Annotated in this window: 21 protein-coding genes; 15 read left to right on the top strand and 6 right to left on the bottom strand. The window is 38.1% G+C overall.

All coding sequences use genetic code 11. The annotated features are described in order from the left end of the window. The first annotated feature begins 357 nt into the window (after nucleotides 1–357). The 7 genes from AC2TFD_RS27845 (at nucleotide 358) to AC2TFD_RS27815 (ending at nucleotide 8,060) form a co-directional block, all read left to right on the top strand. On the top strand, nucleotides 358–552 hold the full coding sequence (locus AC2TFD_RS27845) for a hypothetical protein (RefSeq protein WP_335569194.1): 195 nt from the start codon (nucleotides 358–360) through the stop codon (nucleotides 550–552). A 32-nt stretch (nucleotides 553–584) separates the two neighbouring features. After that, entirely contained in the window at nucleotides 585–1,409 is an 825-nt protein-coding gene (locus AC2TFD_RS27840) for an aldo/keto reductase (RefSeq protein ID WP_484674405.1), read from the top strand. A gap of 259 nt (nucleotides 1,410–1,668) precedes the next feature. After that, complete coding sequence (gene nagA / locus AC2TFD_RS27835) at nucleotides 1,669–2,844, top strand: N-acetylglucosamine-6-phosphate deacetylase (protein ID WP_484674404.1); 1,176 nt, start codon at nucleotides 1,669–1,671, stop codon at nucleotides 2,842–2,844. A gap of 422 nt (nucleotides 2,845–3,266) precedes the next feature. Next, entirely contained in the window at nucleotides 3,267–4,229 is a 963-nt protein-coding gene (locus AC2TFD_RS27830) for an XdhC family protein (protein WP_484674403.1), read from the top strand. A gap of 188 nt (nucleotides 4,230–4,417) precedes the next feature. Further along, nucleotides 4,418–6,736 carry a xanthine dehydrogenase family protein molybdopterin-binding subunit gene (locus tag AC2TFD_RS27825; RefSeq protein WP_484674402.1) on the top strand — a complete coding sequence of 773 codons (2,319 nt, stop codon included), beginning with the start codon at nucleotides 4,418–4,420 and terminating at the stop codon, nucleotides 6,734–6,736. Next, nucleotides 6,736–7,572, top strand: a complete 837-nt coding sequence (locus tag AC2TFD_RS27820; RefSeq protein ID WP_484674401.1) for an FAD binding domain-containing protein — start codon at nucleotides 6,736–6,738, stop codon at nucleotides 7,570–7,572. Before AC2TFD_RS27825 ends, AC2TFD_RS27820 begins: the two co-directional genes overlap by 1 nt. After that, the gene (locus tag AC2TFD_RS27815; protein WP_335509664.1) at nucleotides 7,572–8,060 is read left to right on the top strand and encodes a (2Fe-2S)-binding protein; all 489 of its coding nucleotides are present in this window, start codon (nucleotides 7,572–7,574) and stop codon (nucleotides 8,058–8,060) included. Before AC2TFD_RS27820 ends, AC2TFD_RS27815 begins: the two co-directional genes overlap by 1 nt. A 146-nt stretch (nucleotides 8,061–8,206) precedes the next feature. Here AC2TFD_RS27815 and AC2TFD_RS27810 read toward each other — a convergent pair whose 3' ends face one another. After that, nucleotides 8,207–8,650 (bottom strand): hypothetical protein, encoded by a 444-nt coding sequence (locus AC2TFD_RS27810; RefSeq protein WP_335509666.1) that lies wholly within the window; start codon nucleotides 8,648–8,650, stop codon nucleotides 8,207–8,209. Between the two features lie 302 nt (nucleotides 8,651–8,952). On the opposite strand from AC2TFD_RS27810, the gene AC2TFD_RS27805 reads away from it, so the two are divergent. The 3 genes from AC2TFD_RS27805 to AC2TFD_RS27795 are packed head-to-tail and all read left to right on the top strand — an operon-like array spanning nucleotide 8,953 to nucleotide 9,925. Further along, nucleotides 8,953–9,207, top strand: a complete 255-nt coding sequence (locus AC2TFD_RS27805; protein ID WP_335509668.1) for a spore germination protein — start codon at nucleotides 8,953–8,955, stop codon at nucleotides 9,205–9,207. A 22-nt stretch (nucleotides 9,208–9,229) separates the two neighbouring features. Next, nucleotides 9,230–9,472: a spore germination protein gene (locus AC2TFD_RS27800; RefSeq protein ID WP_335509670.1), complete on the top strand. Its 243-nt coding sequence runs from the start codon at nucleotides 9,230–9,232 to the stop codon at nucleotides 9,470–9,472. Between the two features lie 21 nt (nucleotides 9,473–9,493). Then, nucleotides 9,494–9,925 (top strand): Hsp20/alpha crystallin family protein, encoded by a 432-nt coding sequence (locus AC2TFD_RS27795; RefSeq protein WP_335509672.1) that lies wholly within the window; start codon nucleotides 9,494–9,496, stop codon nucleotides 9,923–9,925. A gap of 94 nt (nucleotides 9,926–10,019) precedes the next feature. Here the strand turns inward: AC2TFD_RS27795 and AC2TFD_RS27790 are convergent, their stop codons facing one another. The 3 genes from AC2TFD_RS27790 to AC2TFD_RS27780 all read right to left on the bottom strand — a co-directional run bounded on the left by AC2TFD_RS27790 (nucleotide 10,020) and on the right by AC2TFD_RS27780 (nucleotide 12,045). After that, complete coding sequence (locus AC2TFD_RS27790) at nucleotides 10,020–10,274, bottom strand: hypothetical protein (RefSeq protein WP_484674400.1); 255 nt, start codon at nucleotides 10,272–10,274, stop codon at nucleotides 10,020–10,022. Nucleotides 10,275–10,718: 444 nt separating this feature from the next. Continuing rightward, nucleotides 10,719–11,216 (bottom strand): hypothetical protein, encoded by a 498-nt coding sequence (locus tag AC2TFD_RS27785; protein ID WP_484674399.1) that lies wholly within the window; start codon nucleotides 11,214–11,216, stop codon nucleotides 10,719–10,721. A gap of 244 nt (nucleotides 11,217–11,460) precedes the next feature. Next, nucleotides 11,461–12,045: an undecaprenyl-diphosphatase gene (locus AC2TFD_RS27780; RefSeq protein WP_484674398.1), complete on the bottom strand. Its 585-nt coding sequence runs from the start codon at nucleotides 12,043–12,045 to the stop codon at nucleotides 11,461–11,463. A 351-nt stretch (nucleotides 12,046–12,396) separates the two neighbouring features. Between AC2TFD_RS27780 and AC2TFD_RS27775 the strand changes: the two genes are divergently transcribed. Together AC2TFD_RS27775 and AC2TFD_RS27770 are read left to right on the top strand one after the other, a co-directional pair. Next, nucleotides 12,397–12,801, top strand: coding sequence for a CBO0543 family protein (locus AC2TFD_RS27775; protein ID WP_484674397.1), 405 nt, complete (start codon nucleotides 12,397–12,399; stop codon nucleotides 12,799–12,801). A 167-nt stretch (nucleotides 12,802–12,968) separates the two neighbouring features. After that, entirely contained in the window at nucleotides 12,969–13,652 is a 684-nt protein-coding gene (locus AC2TFD_RS27770) for a hypothetical protein (protein WP_484674396.1), read from the top strand. 91 nt (nucleotides 13,653–13,743) lie between these two features. On the opposite strand, the gene AC2TFD_RS27765 is transcribed toward AC2TFD_RS27770, so the two are convergent. Next, nucleotides 13,744–14,235, bottom strand: a complete 492-nt coding sequence (locus tag AC2TFD_RS27765) for a hypothetical protein (RefSeq protein WP_484674395.1) — start codon at nucleotides 14,233–14,235, stop codon at nucleotides 13,744–13,746. A 173-nt stretch (nucleotides 14,236–14,408) separates the two neighbouring features. Between AC2TFD_RS27765 and AC2TFD_RS27760 the strand changes: the two genes are divergently transcribed. Continuing rightward, complete coding sequence (locus tag AC2TFD_RS27760) at nucleotides 14,409–15,128, top strand: VCBS repeat-containing protein (RefSeq protein ID WP_484674394.1); 720 nt, start codon at nucleotides 14,409–14,411, stop codon at nucleotides 15,126–15,128. Between the two features lie 480 nt (nucleotides 15,129–15,608). Then, nucleotides 15,609–16,565 (top strand): siderophore ABC transporter substrate-binding protein, encoded by a 957-nt coding sequence (locus AC2TFD_RS27755; RefSeq protein ID WP_484674393.1) that lies wholly within the window; start codon nucleotides 15,609–15,611, stop codon nucleotides 16,563–16,565. A 62-nt stretch (nucleotides 16,566–16,627) separates the two neighbouring features. Here the strand turns inward: AC2TFD_RS27755 and AC2TFD_RS27750 are convergent, their stop codons facing one another. After that, on the bottom strand, nucleotides 16,628–16,927 hold the full coding sequence (locus AC2TFD_RS27750; protein ID WP_484674392.1) for an HNH endonuclease: 300 nt from the start codon (nucleotides 16,925–16,927) through the stop codon (nucleotides 16,628–16,630). Nucleotides 16,928–17,067: 140 nt separating this feature from the next. On the opposite strand from AC2TFD_RS27750, the gene AC2TFD_RS27745 reads away from it, so the two are divergent. Next, entirely contained in the window at nucleotides 17,068–18,300 is a 1,233-nt protein-coding gene (locus tag AC2TFD_RS27745; RefSeq protein WP_484674391.1) for an aminopeptidase, read from the top strand. The last annotated feature ends 41 nt before the right edge of the window (nucleotides 18,301–18,341 follow it).

Raw genomic sequence — 18,341 nt, 5'->3', positions numbered from 1 at the left:
GACCCATCTTTGTCCGAAGTTGAAACGGCTTCGGACATGACCTTGTTTTTTTAACTCTTCCTTTAGATTTGTCCTTCATAAAGATTTTTAAACCACCCCATAACGCTTGCAAATTGCCTTCTATATCGTTATTTGATAGGATAATTTGGAAAAAGTATTCGTATTTGCTACGCCGATATTCAATCAGTTTTTTGTTTTCTTGTTTGAACGAACGCAGGTTGGGTAAATTTATATGGGGGTGTAAAAATGAAGGTACATATTACGAAAGATGCGAGTGAACAGCTTATCAAAGTACTGGGGGCAGAACCAATTGTTAGGATTAATGAAATTCGAACAACTGGTTGAGGCGCTACCTATGTGTACGAACTTGCTCAGGCTGAGCAGATGGAAAATGATGAGGTATTTAAGGTCGCGGAAATTTCAGTTTTAATTGACCCGGTGGTAATTAGCCATCTAGATGGGGATATCGTAATCGACCATAAAACGAATTATGGTTTTATTTTAAAAAATAGTTTTGAGGTTTTAACCTTTGGGATGAAGCTAGTACAGTAAATACATATTGATTGTAAAAGGAGAATGCTCCCATGAATTTTGTAACCCTGAATAATGGTTTGAAAATGCCGCAGCTAGGATTTGGTGTGTGGCAAGTAGAGAGTGATCAGGCAGCAGAGGCAGTTGCTGTCGCGCTAAAGGTTGGTTATACCTCGATTGATACGGCGATGATCTATAAAAATGAAAAGGGCGTTGGGAAGGCGATTGTTGAATCATCGATTCCTCGTGAAGAATTATTTATTACAACCAAGGTGTGGAATAGTGATCAGGGCTTTGACAATACGCTGCGTGCCTTTGACGCAAGCTTGGAAAGATTAGGTCTTGATTATGTTGATTTATATTTGATACATTGGCCAACTCCTGATTTTGACGAGTATGTGGATACTTATAAAGCGCTGGAAAAGCTTTACCATAATGGCCGAGTGAAGGCAATTGGGGTTTGTAACTTTGAAATTGAACACTTAGAGCGCATTTTAAAAGAATGTGAAGTCGTGCCGGTCTTGAATCAGATTGAGTGTCATCCATATCTGACTCAAACTGAGATAAAAGAATTTTGTGCCAAGCATAATATTTTTGTTGAAGCATGGAGTCCTCTTGAGCAAGGTGGAGAGGTGCTGAAGGATGAAGTGGTCACCAGTATTGCCGAGGCACATGGGAAATCGCCGGCACAAGTGGTGCTGCGCTGGCATTTACAAAATAACACCATCGCCATTCCGAAATCGGTTACGCCATCAAGAATCGAAGAAAACTTTAACGTATTTGATTTTGAACTCACTTCCACTGAAATGAACCAAATTAGTGAACTGAATCGCGACCGACGCAGAGGATCCCATCCGAACAAAATGCATGCGCGGTAGGGTGCCTGTCACCCTCACCACGGCGGGGCTAAAGTATACATTTTGGTTTATCATTAAAATAGATAAAAACGGGCGAAACTTTTGCCCGTTTTTTTCTTTTTCAACCTTTGTAAAGACAAATGGTGATTTTTTTGAGAAAATCCTTATGAAGGACAAAAATCATTGAAGAAACCCCGGACTTGTCCTGCAACCATTTAAGCCGCTGTTCTGATAATAAACAATGAATTTTAACACAGTCTATAAAATAAGGAGTGATTATATGAAAACAATTGTCCTAACTCATGCCCGTATTGCTGCTGAAACGAATGTAATTGAAAATGGGTATATCGTGATTAAAGGTACTAGCATCGAGGCTATTGGTGAGATGGAGAGCTGTCCATCTGTCGAACATGCTGATCGGGTCATTAATTGTGAACAAGCTGAATGGGTGATTCCAGGAATGATTGATGTACATATTCATGGGGCTGGTGGAAGTGATGTAATGGATGGAACACCAAACGCCCTTGAAACCATGGCAAGACTGCTGCCTGCTGAAGGAACCACTTCATTTTTGGCCACTACAACCACGAGCCCGAAAGATAGTATTGAAAATGCATTAACGAATGCTGGTGAGTTTATTCGTTCTGAAAACAACCCAGGTCGGGCTGAGGTCATCGGTGTCCATTTAGAAGGACCTTTTATTAATAAAGAAAAAAAGGGTGCCCAAAATGAGGAATATATCCTTGAACCGAATGTAGAATTATTTAAAAAATGGCAGAGCCTATCAAACAACAACATTAAACTAGTGACATTGGCACCGGAACTGGATGATGATCTAGCGCTTACTCGCCATTTGGTTGAAACCGATGTTATTGCTTCCATGGGTCATACGAGTGCAAGCTTTGAACAAGTGAAGGAAGCGGTTGAAAAGGGCGTATCGCATGTTACCCATTTATATAACGGAATGAATCCTCTTCATCATCGTGAGCCAGGTGCTTTAGGCGGGGCACTTCTACACAATGAATTAACGGTTGAATTGATTGCCGATGGGATTCATAGCCGCCCTGAAATGCTGCAATTAGCTTTTCAGGTAAAGGGCCCTGAAAAGGTCGTATTAATTACGGACTCCATGAGAGCGAAATGCTTGAAAAATGGGGTGTATGATTTAGGTGGACAGGATGTCATTGTGGAAGGCGGGCGTGCTGTTCTTCGAAGCGGGTCATTAGCGGGAAGTGTTTTAAAGCTATCTGAGGGACGACGCAATATGCTAAATTGGACGAATGCCACGATTCAAGAAACGATTCAAATGACATCGATCAACCCAGCAAAAGAATTAGGCGTATTCGATCGGAAAGGTTCTATTAAAGAAGGAAAAGACGCGGATATTTTTCTCGTTGATCGTCAAGGGGAGGTACTGTTAACTCTCTGCCGTGGTGAAATTGCTTTTGAAAAATAAACATAAGTTTTATCAGTAAAAGGATTAAATAAGTTAATTAAAATTTGGACGGATTTCTATATAGCGTTACCAAAGCCAGGCTGTTGCCTGGCTATTTTTGGTTTTTTAAAAGTGACCTCTATCGACAATTTACTTACAAAAAAATTGGGTATACTCGCATTCTGTAAGGGTCTAGCCACGATTTAATCAATTGATTGATTAGTTGGAATCTGTATTAACTAAACGTTTAATTAGATTCGCTTTCATGCCTGCCACGAACGTTTTTTTTCCGCCTTTGTTGCGAGGGGATTGTCGAAATGAGGATCTAAAAACTTAAATTGTCACCCCTAAAAATTTCATCACTAATTATTGCATTTTTTCCATTATATATTCATAAATTCTAAATCGAAGAGTTAAAGAATATAGTAGGAGATGGAATGTGTATGCCAACCTTATTTCGGATTTTAGATGCCCTTCAACTTTCACCAATAAAAAGCATATTGGCAACCATCATTCGTATCGATGGCTCAGCTTACTTAAAAGAAGGGACATCCATGCTTATGATGGAAAATGGTGAAAGGATAGGAATGATCTCTCCAGGCTGCCTTGAAGAAGATCTTTTTTTGCGGAGTAAGGAGTTATTCCAATCACCCTATCCACAAGTTGTCACGTATGATTTAAGCAGTGTAGATGACTACGGCTGGGGACAAGGAATGGGGTGTAATGGAGTCATTAAAATCCTGTTGGAACCTATAACAGAAAAATTAAGAACAGATTTGCTTTTTCTAAAGAAGTCTTTAGAAAAAGGATTATCCGTCCTTCATGAAAAGGTATTTTCAGATGACTATACTTTAAACAAATCTACATTTCAAATCGTTCCTAAAAAAGACATAAAGAATCATAAATATGAATTTCAGCCAATTAACGAGGGTTATAAATACACCTATCTTTTTAAACCAGCTCCGCGGATACTCCTATTCGGTGCTGGTGAAGATGCAAAACCATTCGTTTCATTAGCATCAAAAATAGGGTTTACTATAACACTTTGTGATTGGAGACCTGGACTTTGCCACGAATCTCATTTTCCTTCCGCCAATCAATTTATCAAAGGATCCCCACTACATATCATCCATTCAATCCACTTTTCAAAAAATGACTACATCGTTATCATGAGCCATAATTTTTTAAAAGACCAAGAATTCCTTGCAGGTTTAAAAAATTTCGAAGTAAATTACATCGGTATATTAGGTTCAAAGGAAAGAACCACACGTCTGCTAGGCGGGGGAGAATATCCCAAAAATCTATATTTCCCGGTCGGGCTGCCAATTGGGGCACAAGGTCCCGAAGAAATTGCTGTCAGTATAATGGCTCAAATCATCCAATTATATAGAAATGCGTCGAAGTAAAATGATGATGAAGCAAAATAAAATAGTCGGAATCTATCTTGCAGCCGGCATAACCCATCCATTAAAGGAAAAATCATTCATTATGAATCCGAGGACCCATTTATAGATATTGATACGACCGAAGAATACGAGAAAGTTGTACTCAACTTCAATCTCTATTTATGAGAGAAGAAAGGGGATAAAAGTTCATGTATATTATTGGGAAAGGAATACCCCGGAAAGATTCTCATGAAAAAGTCACAGGGCATGCCAAGTATACAGCTGATTTTCAGACAAACGAAATGCTGCATGCAAGATTAGTGACTAGCCCTTATGCACACGCCCTCATAAAAAGTATCGATAAAACCGAAGCACTAAAAATCCCAGGTGTTAGAGCCGTTATTACGGGAGAAAAATATCCCCTCACCGGAGAGGAGCTAGTAGACCGGCCCCCCATCGCGACCGAACGTGTCCGGTTTCATGGTGAGGTTGTTGCGATTGTCGTAGCGGATTTTCCAAATATAGCTGAGCAAGGCGTTCAAGCGGTGCAGGTTCAATACGAATTACTTCCTGTTGTCAATTCACCATCCGAAGCACTAAAACCAGATGCCCCCCTTCTACACCCTAATCTAGACAAGTATGAAAAAATCCAAGGAGTTTATCCCGAACCTGGAACCAATATTGCCACAAGAACAAAAATTCGGAAAGGTGATTGGGAAAAGGGCTGGGCAGAAAGTGAGGTAATCGTCGAGGAGCTCTTTGCCTTTCGCCCCTCCGATCATGCGGCATTGGAAACAAGAAGTTCGTTTGCCCAAATCCATCCTGATGGAATGATTGAAATTACTTCTTCCTCCCAGGCGCCATTTATGATTAAAAGATTAATAGGTCAGTATTTTGGAATTAGCAACGGGAAAATTAGAGTACATACTCCATTAGTAGGTGGAGCATATGGCGGAAAGGCCTCCACCCAGCTAGAGATATTGGCGTATATTGCTACAAAGGAAGTAAATGGTCGTTTGGTAAAAATCATCAATACCCGTGAAGACGATATGCTGACATCTCCGGGTCATATCGGGTTAGAGGCGAAGGTAAAGCTAGGAAGTACAAAGGATGGAATTCTTAAGGTTGCTGAACTTCTCTATCTTTGGGATGGTGGTGCCTACTCAGATAAATCGATTGATTTAAGCCGCGCGGGAGCTGTCGATTGTACAGGTCCTTATCATATTGAAAATATTTGGTGCGATTCATTATGCATGTACACGAACCATCCATATGCCGCTCCCTTTAGGGGGTTCAGTCATTCAGAGGTTCACTTTGTCTTTGAACGGACCATGGATGTTCTGGCGGAAAAATTAAACATCGACCCACTTGAATTAAGGAATAAGAATGCAATTTTACCAGGCCATACCACTCCAACCCAAGTACTTTTAAATTCTAGTACAGTTGGAAATTTACCAAAATGCATAAGTAAATTAAAAGAATTAATCAATTGGCAGGAAGGTCAGATTAAGAATCTTGGAAATCATCTTGTTCGTGCAAAGGGAATTAGTTGCCTTTGGAAGACTTCTACAATTGACCCAAATGCAAGTTCGGGGGCTATATTAATTTTTAATCCTGATGGGAGTATTAACCTTATTGCGGGAGTGGTAGAAATCGGAACAGGTACCAAAACGATACTTGCGCAAATTTTAGCAGAACGATTAAAAATGGATGTGAATGACATTCATGTTCAACTAGAAATCGACACATTAAATACGCCGGAGCATTGGAAGACGGTTGCAAGCAGAGGTACGTATATGGGAGGAAGAGCGGTATTAGCAGCTGCAGAGGATGTTATTCGTCAACTAAAAAATATTGCCTCCTTTGTTTTAAGGGCACGGGAAGATGATTTGGAAGTCGGTTATGGAAAAGTTTATGTACGTGATGACCCAAAAACCAGTATCCCCATTAAAGATATTGCCTATGGATATACCTTTCCTAATGGCAATACGATTGGGGGACAAATTATTGGGAGAGGCCACTTTGTGATAAGAGGAATGACGTATTTAGACAAAGAGACTGGGGCAGGAAGACCAGGACCAGAATGGACCGTAGGAGCAGAGGGAGTTGAAATCGAACTCGATTTAAGAACCTACAGGTATAGAATTATTAAAGCAGTGGCTGTCATTGATATTGGAAAAGTGCTGAACGAAAAAACAGCCACCGGTCAGGTAAAAGGTGCCATGAGTATGGGCCTTTCCTTTGCCGCTAGAGAAACGTTTTGGTTTGATGATCATGGCAGAATTCTAAACCCACAATTACGAACATATCGCCCAATTCGATTTGGTGAACATCCAAAGTATGAGGTCGCGTTTGTGGAGACACCGCAGCTGGATGCCCCATATGGAGGAAGAGGTGTTGGGGAGCATGGTTTAATCGGGATGCCAGCAGCACTGGCAAATAGCCTCTCCACTGCTTTATCAGTCGACATCAACTATTTACCTCTTATTCCTGAATTACTTTGGAAAATAAAGGAGGGTGAAAAATAGTGCTAGCCGCCAATATTGAATATCATAGACCCACTACGATTAATGAAGCTGTGGAACAATTTTTTATGTTAAAAAAAGAAAACAAATATCCAATGTATTATAGTGGAGGGACCGAAATATTAACACTCGGCCGTCTCAATTTTATTCAGACTGGAGCGGTTATTGATATAAAAGCTATAAAAGAAACCCTTTCCCACGAGTTTGATCAAGATCATTTTATTTTTGGAGCTTCTCTTCCGCTTACTTATATTGAAGAAAGTAATATCTTCCCTTTGCTAACACAAACATCAGTAGGAATTGCTGACCATACGGCAAGGAATAAGATAACACTCGGTGGAAATTTATGTGGAGTTATTTTTTATCGTGAGGCCATTCTGCCATTCCTCCTTTGCGATTGCCAAGTGGTTGTAGCAGGAAAAGATGGCCTAAAAACGCTTCCCATCCAGCAAATTTTTAATAAAACCTTTCAATTGGAAGAAGGCCAGTTTCTCGTTCAGCTCTTCGTAGAAAAAAAGTATCTTTCTTTACCATTTGTCACAATAAAAAAACGCCAGCAATGGGATACTGGTTATCCCTTATTAACAGTAGCTTGTATTGAAGTTGATCATCAGATTCGGTTTGCTTTTAGCGGGCTCTACCCATATCCCTTCCGCTCGCAAAGGGTAGAGACCGAATTGAACAAAACTAATTTACCTGTAGAAAAACGAATCGATAACGCAATAGCGCAGCTCCCAACCCCTATACTACATGATTTGGAAGGTTCGAAAGAGTTCCGATTATTTGTATTACGGAACACATTAACAGACATGATCTTGGAAATGGAGGGAAGAAAATAATGCCCAATCCCCCTGTTAAAAAAATAAGTGTTTCACTTGAGGTCAATGGCGAAACGCGTCAGGTTGATATACGACCTATCGACACTCTTCTATATGTTCTTCGTAATCAACTATCACTTACAGGAGCAAAACCCGGATGTTTAAATGGGGATTGCGGTGCTTGTTCTGTGATGGTCAATGATAATGTTTATAAATCATGCATCATGCTCGCCATCGAGACTGTTGGGTCAAGAATTACAACGATTGAAGGTTTGAAGGATTCTCCAATTCAACATGCATTCATCAAGCATTTTGCCTTTCAGTGCGGTTATTGTACACCGGGATTTATCATGAATTGCCAAGCACTCCTTTTAAAACATTCACGCCCAACCTATGAGGTAATGAAAGAATGGTTAGCTTCTAATATTTGTCGTTGCACCTGCTATGAAGAAATAGAAGAAGCCATGTTTTCAGTAATAAAAGGTAATGCCGATGGCAATGCTGAATAACCTATCATCCTATTTGGCTTGAATCACTTTCTTTTCGTTCGGTAAAAAAGAAAATAAAAATCCCCACCACTAATGCCAAAAGAAAAATCTGAGAATCAGAAGGTTTAATTGTTGGTAAATCGGTTAATGACATGTTCACCATTCCCTTATTTACGATTAAATACAAGAGGGTCAATATCAAAATGCTTCGAAACTATTTTTCTATAAAAACGATAATTCCTTTTTAGGGACGGAAGTGTTGGCTGATAGAGCGGCGCTCCAAAAATAGGGCCGCTAACATTAATTGAAAATCTGCTTGGACCTAGTACAGAGCTTATCACGCGGATTTCATCGACGATTAAAAGAATGGCAATGATGATATCAAGAACATCAATCAATCCAGTAGCAACAATATTTCCATTTTTACCGTGCAAGCGGGCTCTACCGAATAAAGGACCGCTTAAGGAAAGACTAAATTCAGGTGGCGTTATAAAAACTCCAATGATTGTGATCTGCCCTGTTAACAATAATCCAGCTGTAACTAAATTTAATTCTCTTTGAAGAACAGCAATAATCCTAAGCTCTTCTTGAATTTGACAATCATTTTGCATGTGATATCAACCCCTACGCCCATTTTATTCTGTGGCAGATGGAGTGTGAATAAACTTTACTTAAACTTCAATGGACCGGATCATCTTGCCCGGTCCTTTTTCTCATTCCTACACATACTGAATAACATCTGAACGATTTGTATTGGAAGAGCTTGGAGCCAGTGCAATCGGAGTGTTGGCAGCATTGGCCTGTTTGGAGTAGATAGCCAGTATTTTCGGGACTTCCCAAAAACTCTGGTGTCATTTAGGCGGGTATACGCATACGCTATTCTAAAATTGCTACCTAGAATGAGGGAGAAGTTATGCCATCTATCGTAATCAATTTATATAATCTCAAAATAAATAGCATTTCTGGAAATGGCTCAGTAACTATTGGTGAAGCTTCACATAATAGTCATACTGCAAAAAGCAAGATACAGGGAGTTAACTCATCTTATGGTGACCTGTCCCCAACCGAAGCTAATTTGCAAAATATACTGATTGATCCAGATGTAAATGATATGACGGATATTGGGAATTCTGATAGTACCAATATAGGAAGAGTCCCGGGTTTCTAAATTAGAGGAGGGAGAGGAAATCATGCCTTATCAGATTAATATCTTCAATATAAAAGTCAATGGAGCAACCCAGAATGGAAATATTGATATTGGACCAACTGTTCATAATAGCCACACTTCGAATACTAAATTAATCGGTGCAAATTTTTCCCAAGGGGATTTTTCACCAACCTTTTCACAAATGAACTCAGGAATGTTTGATACGGACGTAAGTGACCAAGATCAAATTGCCAATCCATCCATGCCAATTTCGAACCTAATATAAAATGAACGGGGAGGGGATATAATGGACATTGAAAAAATAAGAAAATGGATGGAAATCACAAATGAATATAGACAAAGTGATTTTTGGAGCAGTGTTTTAAATCAGCAGCCCCCAAAAGAGTTTTTTGCCAGAACATTTGATATGGATGTACCCAAACACGATATCTATCAAAATGATACAACCATCTGTATTCTTGTAGAATTACCTGGTATTCAAGTGAACAATCTATTATTTAATTTAATATCAAAAAGCCGGATTTCAATAAAAACGACTGCAGTCCCGCCTATTTCAAACGAACTGGCAATAAAGCAGGGAAGATATTACGGGGACATAAATTTTGAAATTGATTTACCAGAACCAACTGAGGCACATTTATTAACCGTTCAGTATCAAGATGGACTCCTTTACATCAGTTATCCAAGACAGATAGAAAGTATAAAGGTCAATATCTAATATTAAAAAATAGCCAGAGTACACACTTCACACCATTTTCAAAAATCCCAAAGCAATTTCAATGACTCTTCCTCATCCAATTTTCTGCTATCTCTTATTCCTTTATTTTGTTACTAGCCTTGCCAACTAGTAAAATAGCTTGCTGATTACTTGTTGGTTCATCCGAATTACCGTCATAGAATGCATCTAATTCCCCGATAAAATAGGATTCCTCAACGGTTACAGAATAGCCTTGATTGCGAAGACGATGTAGTTCCGATTGAACAAGTGAAAATTTTTCTGCGTAGGACTTACTTAACCAAATTGAACTTGGTTTATTATGCTGGAATTCGGACTTGTTGCCCAGCATTCTATTGCTGCCTTGGTCTTTTCATTCACAATTCATATCACATAAATTAGATTTTTCTTTTAAATAGATTTGCTGCTTTTTCCGCATCTAATGCATTTACTCGTGTAATAGTTGTACTTGTGTCGTCTCCGAAAGAAACATAGGATGGATTTAAAATTCAAATCGAACAACTCCCTTTGAATGATTAAAACCTGTAGTTCAGCTACTTTATTGATTTTATTTTAGAACTGTGACCGTAAGTTCCTACTATAAATTGGTTGGACTTAAGTAAAATATAATATGGTTCTATAGTAACATTTATTTGATTATTCTGAAAGTTAAAATCGCTAAATGGGTAATTATTACCAGATATGTATTTATTCTATTAATGTGAAAAAAACTAACCCAAAATGGTCGCTCAACAACGATCTTCTGGGTTAGTCTCTTTTTTGATTGCTTTTCTTATCACTTTAATTTTTCTTCAATCACCATTGTTGGGATGTAGTCACCAAATTCATTTGTTTCCTTTTCATTACGATTCATACTGATTGTCCCAATAGAAGGATATACAATCGTTAAGATGTCCCAACCTTCATGGTTTAATAATTCATCTGATAATTGGCTGTATCGATTAACAGCCATATCCTTAGCAGGAACCATTTCATTCGAAGCTAAAGCAATCGTCGCTTTAATTTCACCATTTACAAAAGAAACATTAGATAATTGGTCACCCTCCCCAACGCCAATATAGTTGATAATTTCCTTCACCTGATCTGCTGTAATGGGTTGTGGTGTTTCTTGTGGTTGGCTTTCCTGAGATTGTTCATTTAACTTTTCTTCTGTCGTATCTTCAACTTCCTTCTTTACTGGTACATCTGTTGATTGGTTATTGTTTGGTTCTTCTGCATTACACGCTGTTAAAAGTAGTAAAGCAGTCAGTAAAATATAAAGTATGTTTTTCATGTTACAGCCTCCACCAGTTTTGGTTATACATGCTTATGATGACCAATATATCGAACAATTTACCTTAAAAATACTGTATTACTGACTATTACCAAGTTAATCCAGGCTTTTTAGAACTTTTTGGTTGTGGGGAATAAATTAGGCATGTAATCAAAGGAAATATGCAGGTAACGAATAAAATCTACAGGTAGAGGAACTATTTAGGCAGGTAGGAGGGTTGTTAGACAAAAAAGGGAATTCCTACTTAATGTGAGGATTTCCCTTGATGATTTTTCATTCTCGAGCAGTAATCATGATAAGCCTGTATTATCCGATTAATAATCGGATTCCATAACCATCCTGTCATCTTTACTACTATGCTGGTTATACTTCCTAGTAACGAACTACCTAAAATATCCAAAGGATAATGTTGTCCCATCCAAATGCGAGAGAGCCCTGTTAGGATAGCAAAAAGGTACATCACACTGCCTAAGAAACGCTTATAAAACATGACAGAAGTTGCTGCTGCAAATGCTAGAGCGGTATGTTTACTTGGAAATGAAGAGTTCTTTTTTGATGGAAATGGGGATAATAAATGGGTCCCAAGATTCAAGAAAGGGCGAGGTTTAAAATAAAACAATTTAATGATTTTATTTAAAACAATCGATACCCCCGCCGAAATAATTGCGTATAAAGTGATTTTCTTATGTGAGTTATCTCGAAACCATATGAAGATTAAAATAAATAGAAAAAAGTATCGAACCTTTTGAGAAAAGATAATCACCATCATATCTAAAAGCCGGTAACGACCAGCAAATTGGTTAATCGCTCTAAATATCCTGTAGTCCATATACATATCTCCTTTGACCCTAGTCTACTAACAAGTCTAGTTTTCCTGTTTTAAAAGTTAATATGTATGGAATAGGTGCCTGTTCACTCCTTTATTTGGTCAAAGATTGACTCGAAGCTCTAAAGACCACTAAAAAGGATTCGGCCGATTGCCGAATCCAAAAAATAGATACCTTTGAAACATTGTATGGGTAAGGAAGGATAAAAAAAGATCCGGAAACATTCCGAATCCAGGAACAAATATAACAAGGGGATTATGTATAAATGTTTTTATAAAAACCTTATCTGAATATTTTTTAAACTTTGGGCGAATAGTAATATCGATAATAATTGTTCATATAGGAGTTTTGATATGGCTTCTAACCGGAAAGAAAAAAACATTTTATTTTTTGCTTATATCGTAAGTGCGCTTTTATTGTTTAAATTTGTTCCGAAAGATAAAATTCGTCATGCATCAGTCATTTTTCTATTTAAACAGGTTATAACTTGGCTTTTTGGTTTACTTGTTGTCGAGAAGAATCTTATCGAATATCCATTCCGTCTTTATTTTAAAAAGGCATATAAAGGTAGCTTTTGTTTTGAATACTTTTTTTACCCTGTATATAGTGTTTTATTTAACCTTTATTATCCTGATAAAAGAAATGACATGAGGGACGGTTCTGGTGGCTTTTTTGAGCCACCAGAACCGTCCCTATGGTGTCCAGGTCCTATTAAAAAATTTTGCAAAACTAGTTTATTTACTTGTAGAAGAGGGTAAATAGAAGTAACTATTTTTTTAACTATCTAGTTTTTCATAGGTAGTAGAACGGAGCAATTCCATTTTTTTGAAAATTGTAACTAATGTCCTATTTTTAAAGGATTGGGGAACTTTTCCATCGTTAAAACGTCTTATACATATAGAGATAATTGGGAGGTAATAAAAAGATGAAGCAAGGTTTAATTTTGATCACTCTTTCGATGTTACTGGCAGCCTGTTCTTCTGAAGATGTTTCTCAGAGGAAGGTAGATACTAGCAATGAAATATCTCCACAAACTATCACTTTGGAACAAACCGAAACGATAGCTGACAGCAAAATCATAGAAGGTAATGAAAGTTTTAATCTTATAAATAATGAAAGTAAATCCAACGTTGAAGCGCAAAGTCCACTTTTCATTTCTTCTCAGACAAATGAGGGGAAGGAAAGTGAAACTCCAACTCTGGTACAGGAGCCTGTCGAACCGGAAGAAACATTTGTTGAAGATTCTATTATGATCGGAGATTCGAAATATATTAATCTCATGCAGGAAGAAAAGTTCCAAGATTGGATCAATGTTGCGGAGAAATACGGGGCAGGACTATATGCGATTCCGTATTCTGATGTTTTTGCCATTGTGAAAGAGGGGGAAGTGCTGGTCGGTATGAGTACTGGGGTTGCGAGTGCTGCACCAAACCACATCGATATTTTATGTGACTTGATGGTTGATAAAGGAGAGGCCGCAGAAGAAATTATCGAAGGTATCAAACACGTGGCGGAAACGGGAGAACATGTTCAATTGACAGGTCCGCAGGAATTTGGCGATGATTACACCATTGAAAAGCTGGACGAGTGGGTTGTTGTTTCTTGGTAATGAAAAGGCTGATTTCACTAATTCCTGTTATAAAACTAAATGAAGGAAGGCGAAAAGACCATTAAAATGTAATGGTCTTTTTATTATGCGACTAACACAAAACAATGATTTTATACGGTGTTGTTTTAGCTGGAATGCTGAATGTGGCAGGGCCATATACAACAAGCAGATTTCGGTTGGCAGGACTCAATGTGAAGGGCTGGCCGTTTTGTAAGAAAATCGGAGTATAACTAGAAATATTCAATTGTAACTGTCCATCACTACTCACGAGCTGGCTGTTAAAAAAGTCCACCTTAACATTTTGATAAGGGTTATTTTTTACGATAATGAGTGCCTGATATTGTGGCGGGTAAATAAGAATAACAGGTACATTGACATCATAATATCCGGTTACCCGGTCTCCAACTGAAACCACAACATGATCTAGAAAATAGGTTGTTGGACTAATCACGAAATTTACGATTGACCCATCTTCTCCTAATAGGGACATTAATTTAAAACACCCTTTTAACTCCTCCTCTGAACCTGCTAAGTAATCTTGAATACCGGTAACCGTACCAGAGAAAGTACCGTATTTCTTCATTATTTTTCCTCCATTTTTTGAATCATTAACGAAAACAAATCCTTCGGAAACTTCGAGTGCGGAGAGCGTATAATATTTTAATTGACCTTATAAATTTTATGATATTGATGATTAGATATTACTTAATAAAGGCCAGTTAAGATGATGGTCGTCATCATGAGAAGGAGCATGTAATGTACAACTATTATTCTAGGACAGCGATGAATCAGCCAAAACTTGTTTCGTTTGCACGAGGTGATGTAACGGGGGATACAGTACCTGATACTGTCTATTTAACTGGAATAAAGACTCCAGCTAGTCCATTTACTCAAAATATCACCCTGCTTGTTCAAGATGGAAGAACTGGTGAGGTAAAAAGTGTTCCACTTCGCGAAAATGCTGGCTACAATCCTGCGATATTCTTGGGCGATTTTACTGGTAATGGAGTAGATGATATTTTTATTAGTATTGCTACAGGTGGCAGCGGGGGAATCATGTATCATTATCTATATTCTTTTTTGGAAAATACACCTCAGTTAATATTTGATTTCAATGTTTATAATGAGCAATATCAATATCAGGTTACGTATCAAGATGATTACAAAGTGGAAGTTGTCAGCAAAATCAATAATAAAAAGTACTTGATAGACATTTCAACAAGAGGTGCAGAGTATTTAAATGAAATATATGATGCAAACGGTAAACTGAAAAGCCCTATCACTGGTTTCGTAAATCCACTAAGTGGCTTGTATCCTGTAGATTTTGATTCAAATAAAGTGTATGAGCTATTGGCGTATCAAAAAATTGCCGGAAGATATAATGCAGATTCATTAGGATATGTTTTGAATACTTTAGGGTGGTTAGGTAATCAATTTGTTTTGCAAAATCAGTATGTAGCTATTTTTGGGTATTAGGCTAAACTTCGGAAGGATAGCCTTTTAAAATAAGTAATTATACAAAAAAATTAATTTCATTTTGATACAACATGGTGAACCGTACCATAAGTTAAATGAGTTCTATATGAAAAATGGCAACAGCACCTTCTCAAAATAGCGAGAGAGGTGCTGTTATTATGTGATCGACAAACATTTGTAAAATCCTTCTGCTGTAAAGCCTTATAACGTTACTTCCCCGTTATTGCAATAAGGTGGTCCAATGCCGATATTCGTTCCAACCCCTCTATTAGGAAATTTTGGTTGAAAATAATTCTCAATTACCTATTGACACAATTTTCTCGTGATTATATTATATACATATGATAATGATAATCGTTTTCAATTACAATTGATAAATAAGAGGAGCTGATTACAAGATTCAATTGGTAGACAGATAGATTTTTCCTATGTTCTACATAAGTATTTTGGCCAAACTTATTTCTAAAGGAGACTATAAAGATGAAAAAATTCAAATTCATAGCTATTATGTTCGCATTGATTTTATTATTAGCTGCATGCGGCGGCACAGAGGAAGCGAGTAAATCCTCAGGTTCTGAAGAAAAGAAAACAGAAGAAGCAAAAGAAGTCACGATTACCCATAAATACGGAGAGGTTACTATTGAAAAGAACCCAAAGAAAGTTGTTGTATTTGATTTTGGCGTACTAGATGCGTTAGATACATTGGGGGTAGAAATTACTGGCCTTCCGCAGGCAATCGTACCTAAGACATTAGAGAAGTATGCAGGTTCAGAATATACCAATGTTGGAAGCTTAAAAGAACCTGATTTTGAAGCGCTGCACGAATTAAAGCCAGATGTGATTTTCATTTCTTCAAGGCAAGCAGAACTATATGACCAATTTGCAGAAATTGCACCGACAGTTTTTATAGATGTTGATTATGCAAACTACATGTCCTCACTTGAAAAGAATTTCAAACTTTTAGCTGAAGTTTTTGAAAAGGAAGACGTACTTGAAACAAAAATGAATGAGCTAAAAGCTAGTATTGAAGCATTAAATAAAGAAGCAACCGCTTCTGACAGCAAAGCATTGATTTTATTGGCGAATGAAGGAAAAGTAAGTGCTTTTGGTCCAACATCACGCTATGGATTTGTCCATGATGTGTTTGGTTTCAAAGCAGTAGACGAAAACCTGGAAGTTTCCCAGCACGGTCAAAGTGTCACGTTTGAATATATTTTAGAAAAAAATCCAGATGTTCTATTTGTTATCGACCGTTCTGCTGCAATTGGCGGCGAGATAGGGGCAAAAGAAACCCTTGAAAATGAGTTAGTACAGAAAACAAATGCGTATAAAAATGGAAAGATCATTTACCTAGACGCAGTGAACTGGTACATTGCAGGCAATGGAATTGCTTCAACACAATCAATGGTAGAAGAAGTGAAAGCAGCATTAGAATAGTATAGAAGGAAGCCGGAATGATGATGGAACATGGGGGACGGTTCTGGTGGCATTTTATGCCACTAGAACCGTCCCTTTGGTCTTTGTTTCCGCGCATTTGATTTTTTAATTTTCATCAGTTTTGTTGAAGGCTGTTTGCGGATCCATTTAAGGAAACGCGCCAGCTGGGTGTCAGCTTTTAATTCGGGGATGGTTGTTAAACGGGCAGCGATTTCTTCATTTGTATAGAGAGCATGGATTTGTTTATGGCAAGGTATGCATAAATGGGCGGTAGAACCAAATGTACCACCCATCTCTTTAGGCAATAAATGATGGACGGTCGTATCAACAGATTCTCGCTCACAAAGTTCACATTTCCCCATAATTGCACCTCCTGCTCAATACCCATCCATCTGCAGCCATTAAACTTGGCAGCAAATAGAAATAAATGGATATATTTATTTATTTGCATCTAGCCGATGAATTATAATAAATGCATGAGTCTATTTTTAGGGGGAGAAACATGAAAAGTTTTGAAGAGAAGTTAGATCAATATGCAGAACTCGTGGTCAAGATCGGTCTAAACGTTCAAAAGGGGCAGCGATTACTGATAAATTCTCCAATTGAAGCGGCCGACTTTACCCGGAGAGTTACGAAGTATGCGTATGAATACGGATGTAAACGCGTGTTTGTTGACTGGGTGGATACAGATTTAAATAGAATTCATTATTTAAACGCATCGGATGATGTTTTAAAAGATTTCATCCAACCATGGGAGATTGATAAGTTTAATAGTCTGGCAGACGAGAATGACTGTATGCTTTATATTGCAGGGACCGACCCGAATGCATACGCAAATATCCCGCCTGAACGGATTATGTACGTTCAAAAAAACGGGGCTGACAAACTCAAATCAATCTCTCAAAAAAGACTAAGAGGTGATGTGCCCTGGGCGATCATTGGTGTACCAACGGAAGCTTGGGCAGTGAGCATTTTTCCAGATTTGAACAAAGAGGAAGCAGTCGCTGCATTATGGGAAGCAATCTTTAAAACCGTAAGAGTTGATCAGCCAGATCCAATCGCCGCGTGGGAAGAGCATTCTGCGACTCTTACAAAAAAAGTGAATTATCTAAACGAGCAGAAGTTTAAGTCGCTGCATTATAAATCCAAGGGAACCAATCTTTCCATTGATCTACATCCAGATCATAAATGGGTTGGAGGCGGACACCCATCCACATTTGGTCCCACTTACATTCCAAACCTTCCAACCGAGGAAGTGTTTACGACACCTCATAAATTAGGGGTAAACGGTACGGTTGCAAGTACAAAGCCATTATCTGCTTTAGGAAATTTAATTGAGAACTTTTCACTAACATTTAAAGAAGGAAAAGTAGTGGATTTTTCTGCTGAAAAAGGTTACGAGACATTAAAACAGCTCCTTAGTATGGATGAAGGGATGTTATTTCTCGGTGAAGTGGCCTTAGTACCACATGATTCACCGATTTCGAATTCTGGTATCATCTTTAATAATACCTTGTTTGATGAAAATGCTTCTTGCCACCTGGCGATTGGGAACGCAATATCCATGGCACTTCATGATGCAAAGAATATCAACTTGGAGGATTATGAGAAAAAAGGTATTAACCATAGCAGCGGGCACACGGACTTTATGATTGGTTCTGCAGATTTAGAGATTGAAGCTGAATATCACGATGGGAGAAAAGTTCAATTATTTAAAAATGGAAACTGGGCATAGCACTGGGTTGCCAGGGGGACGGTTCTAGTGGCTTTTTAAGC

The organism is Neobacillus sp. plas4 (assembly GCF_057221695.1).
The sequence above is the reverse complement of the archived record's forward strand: the minus strand, read 5'-3'. Positions and strand labels throughout refer to the sequence as shown.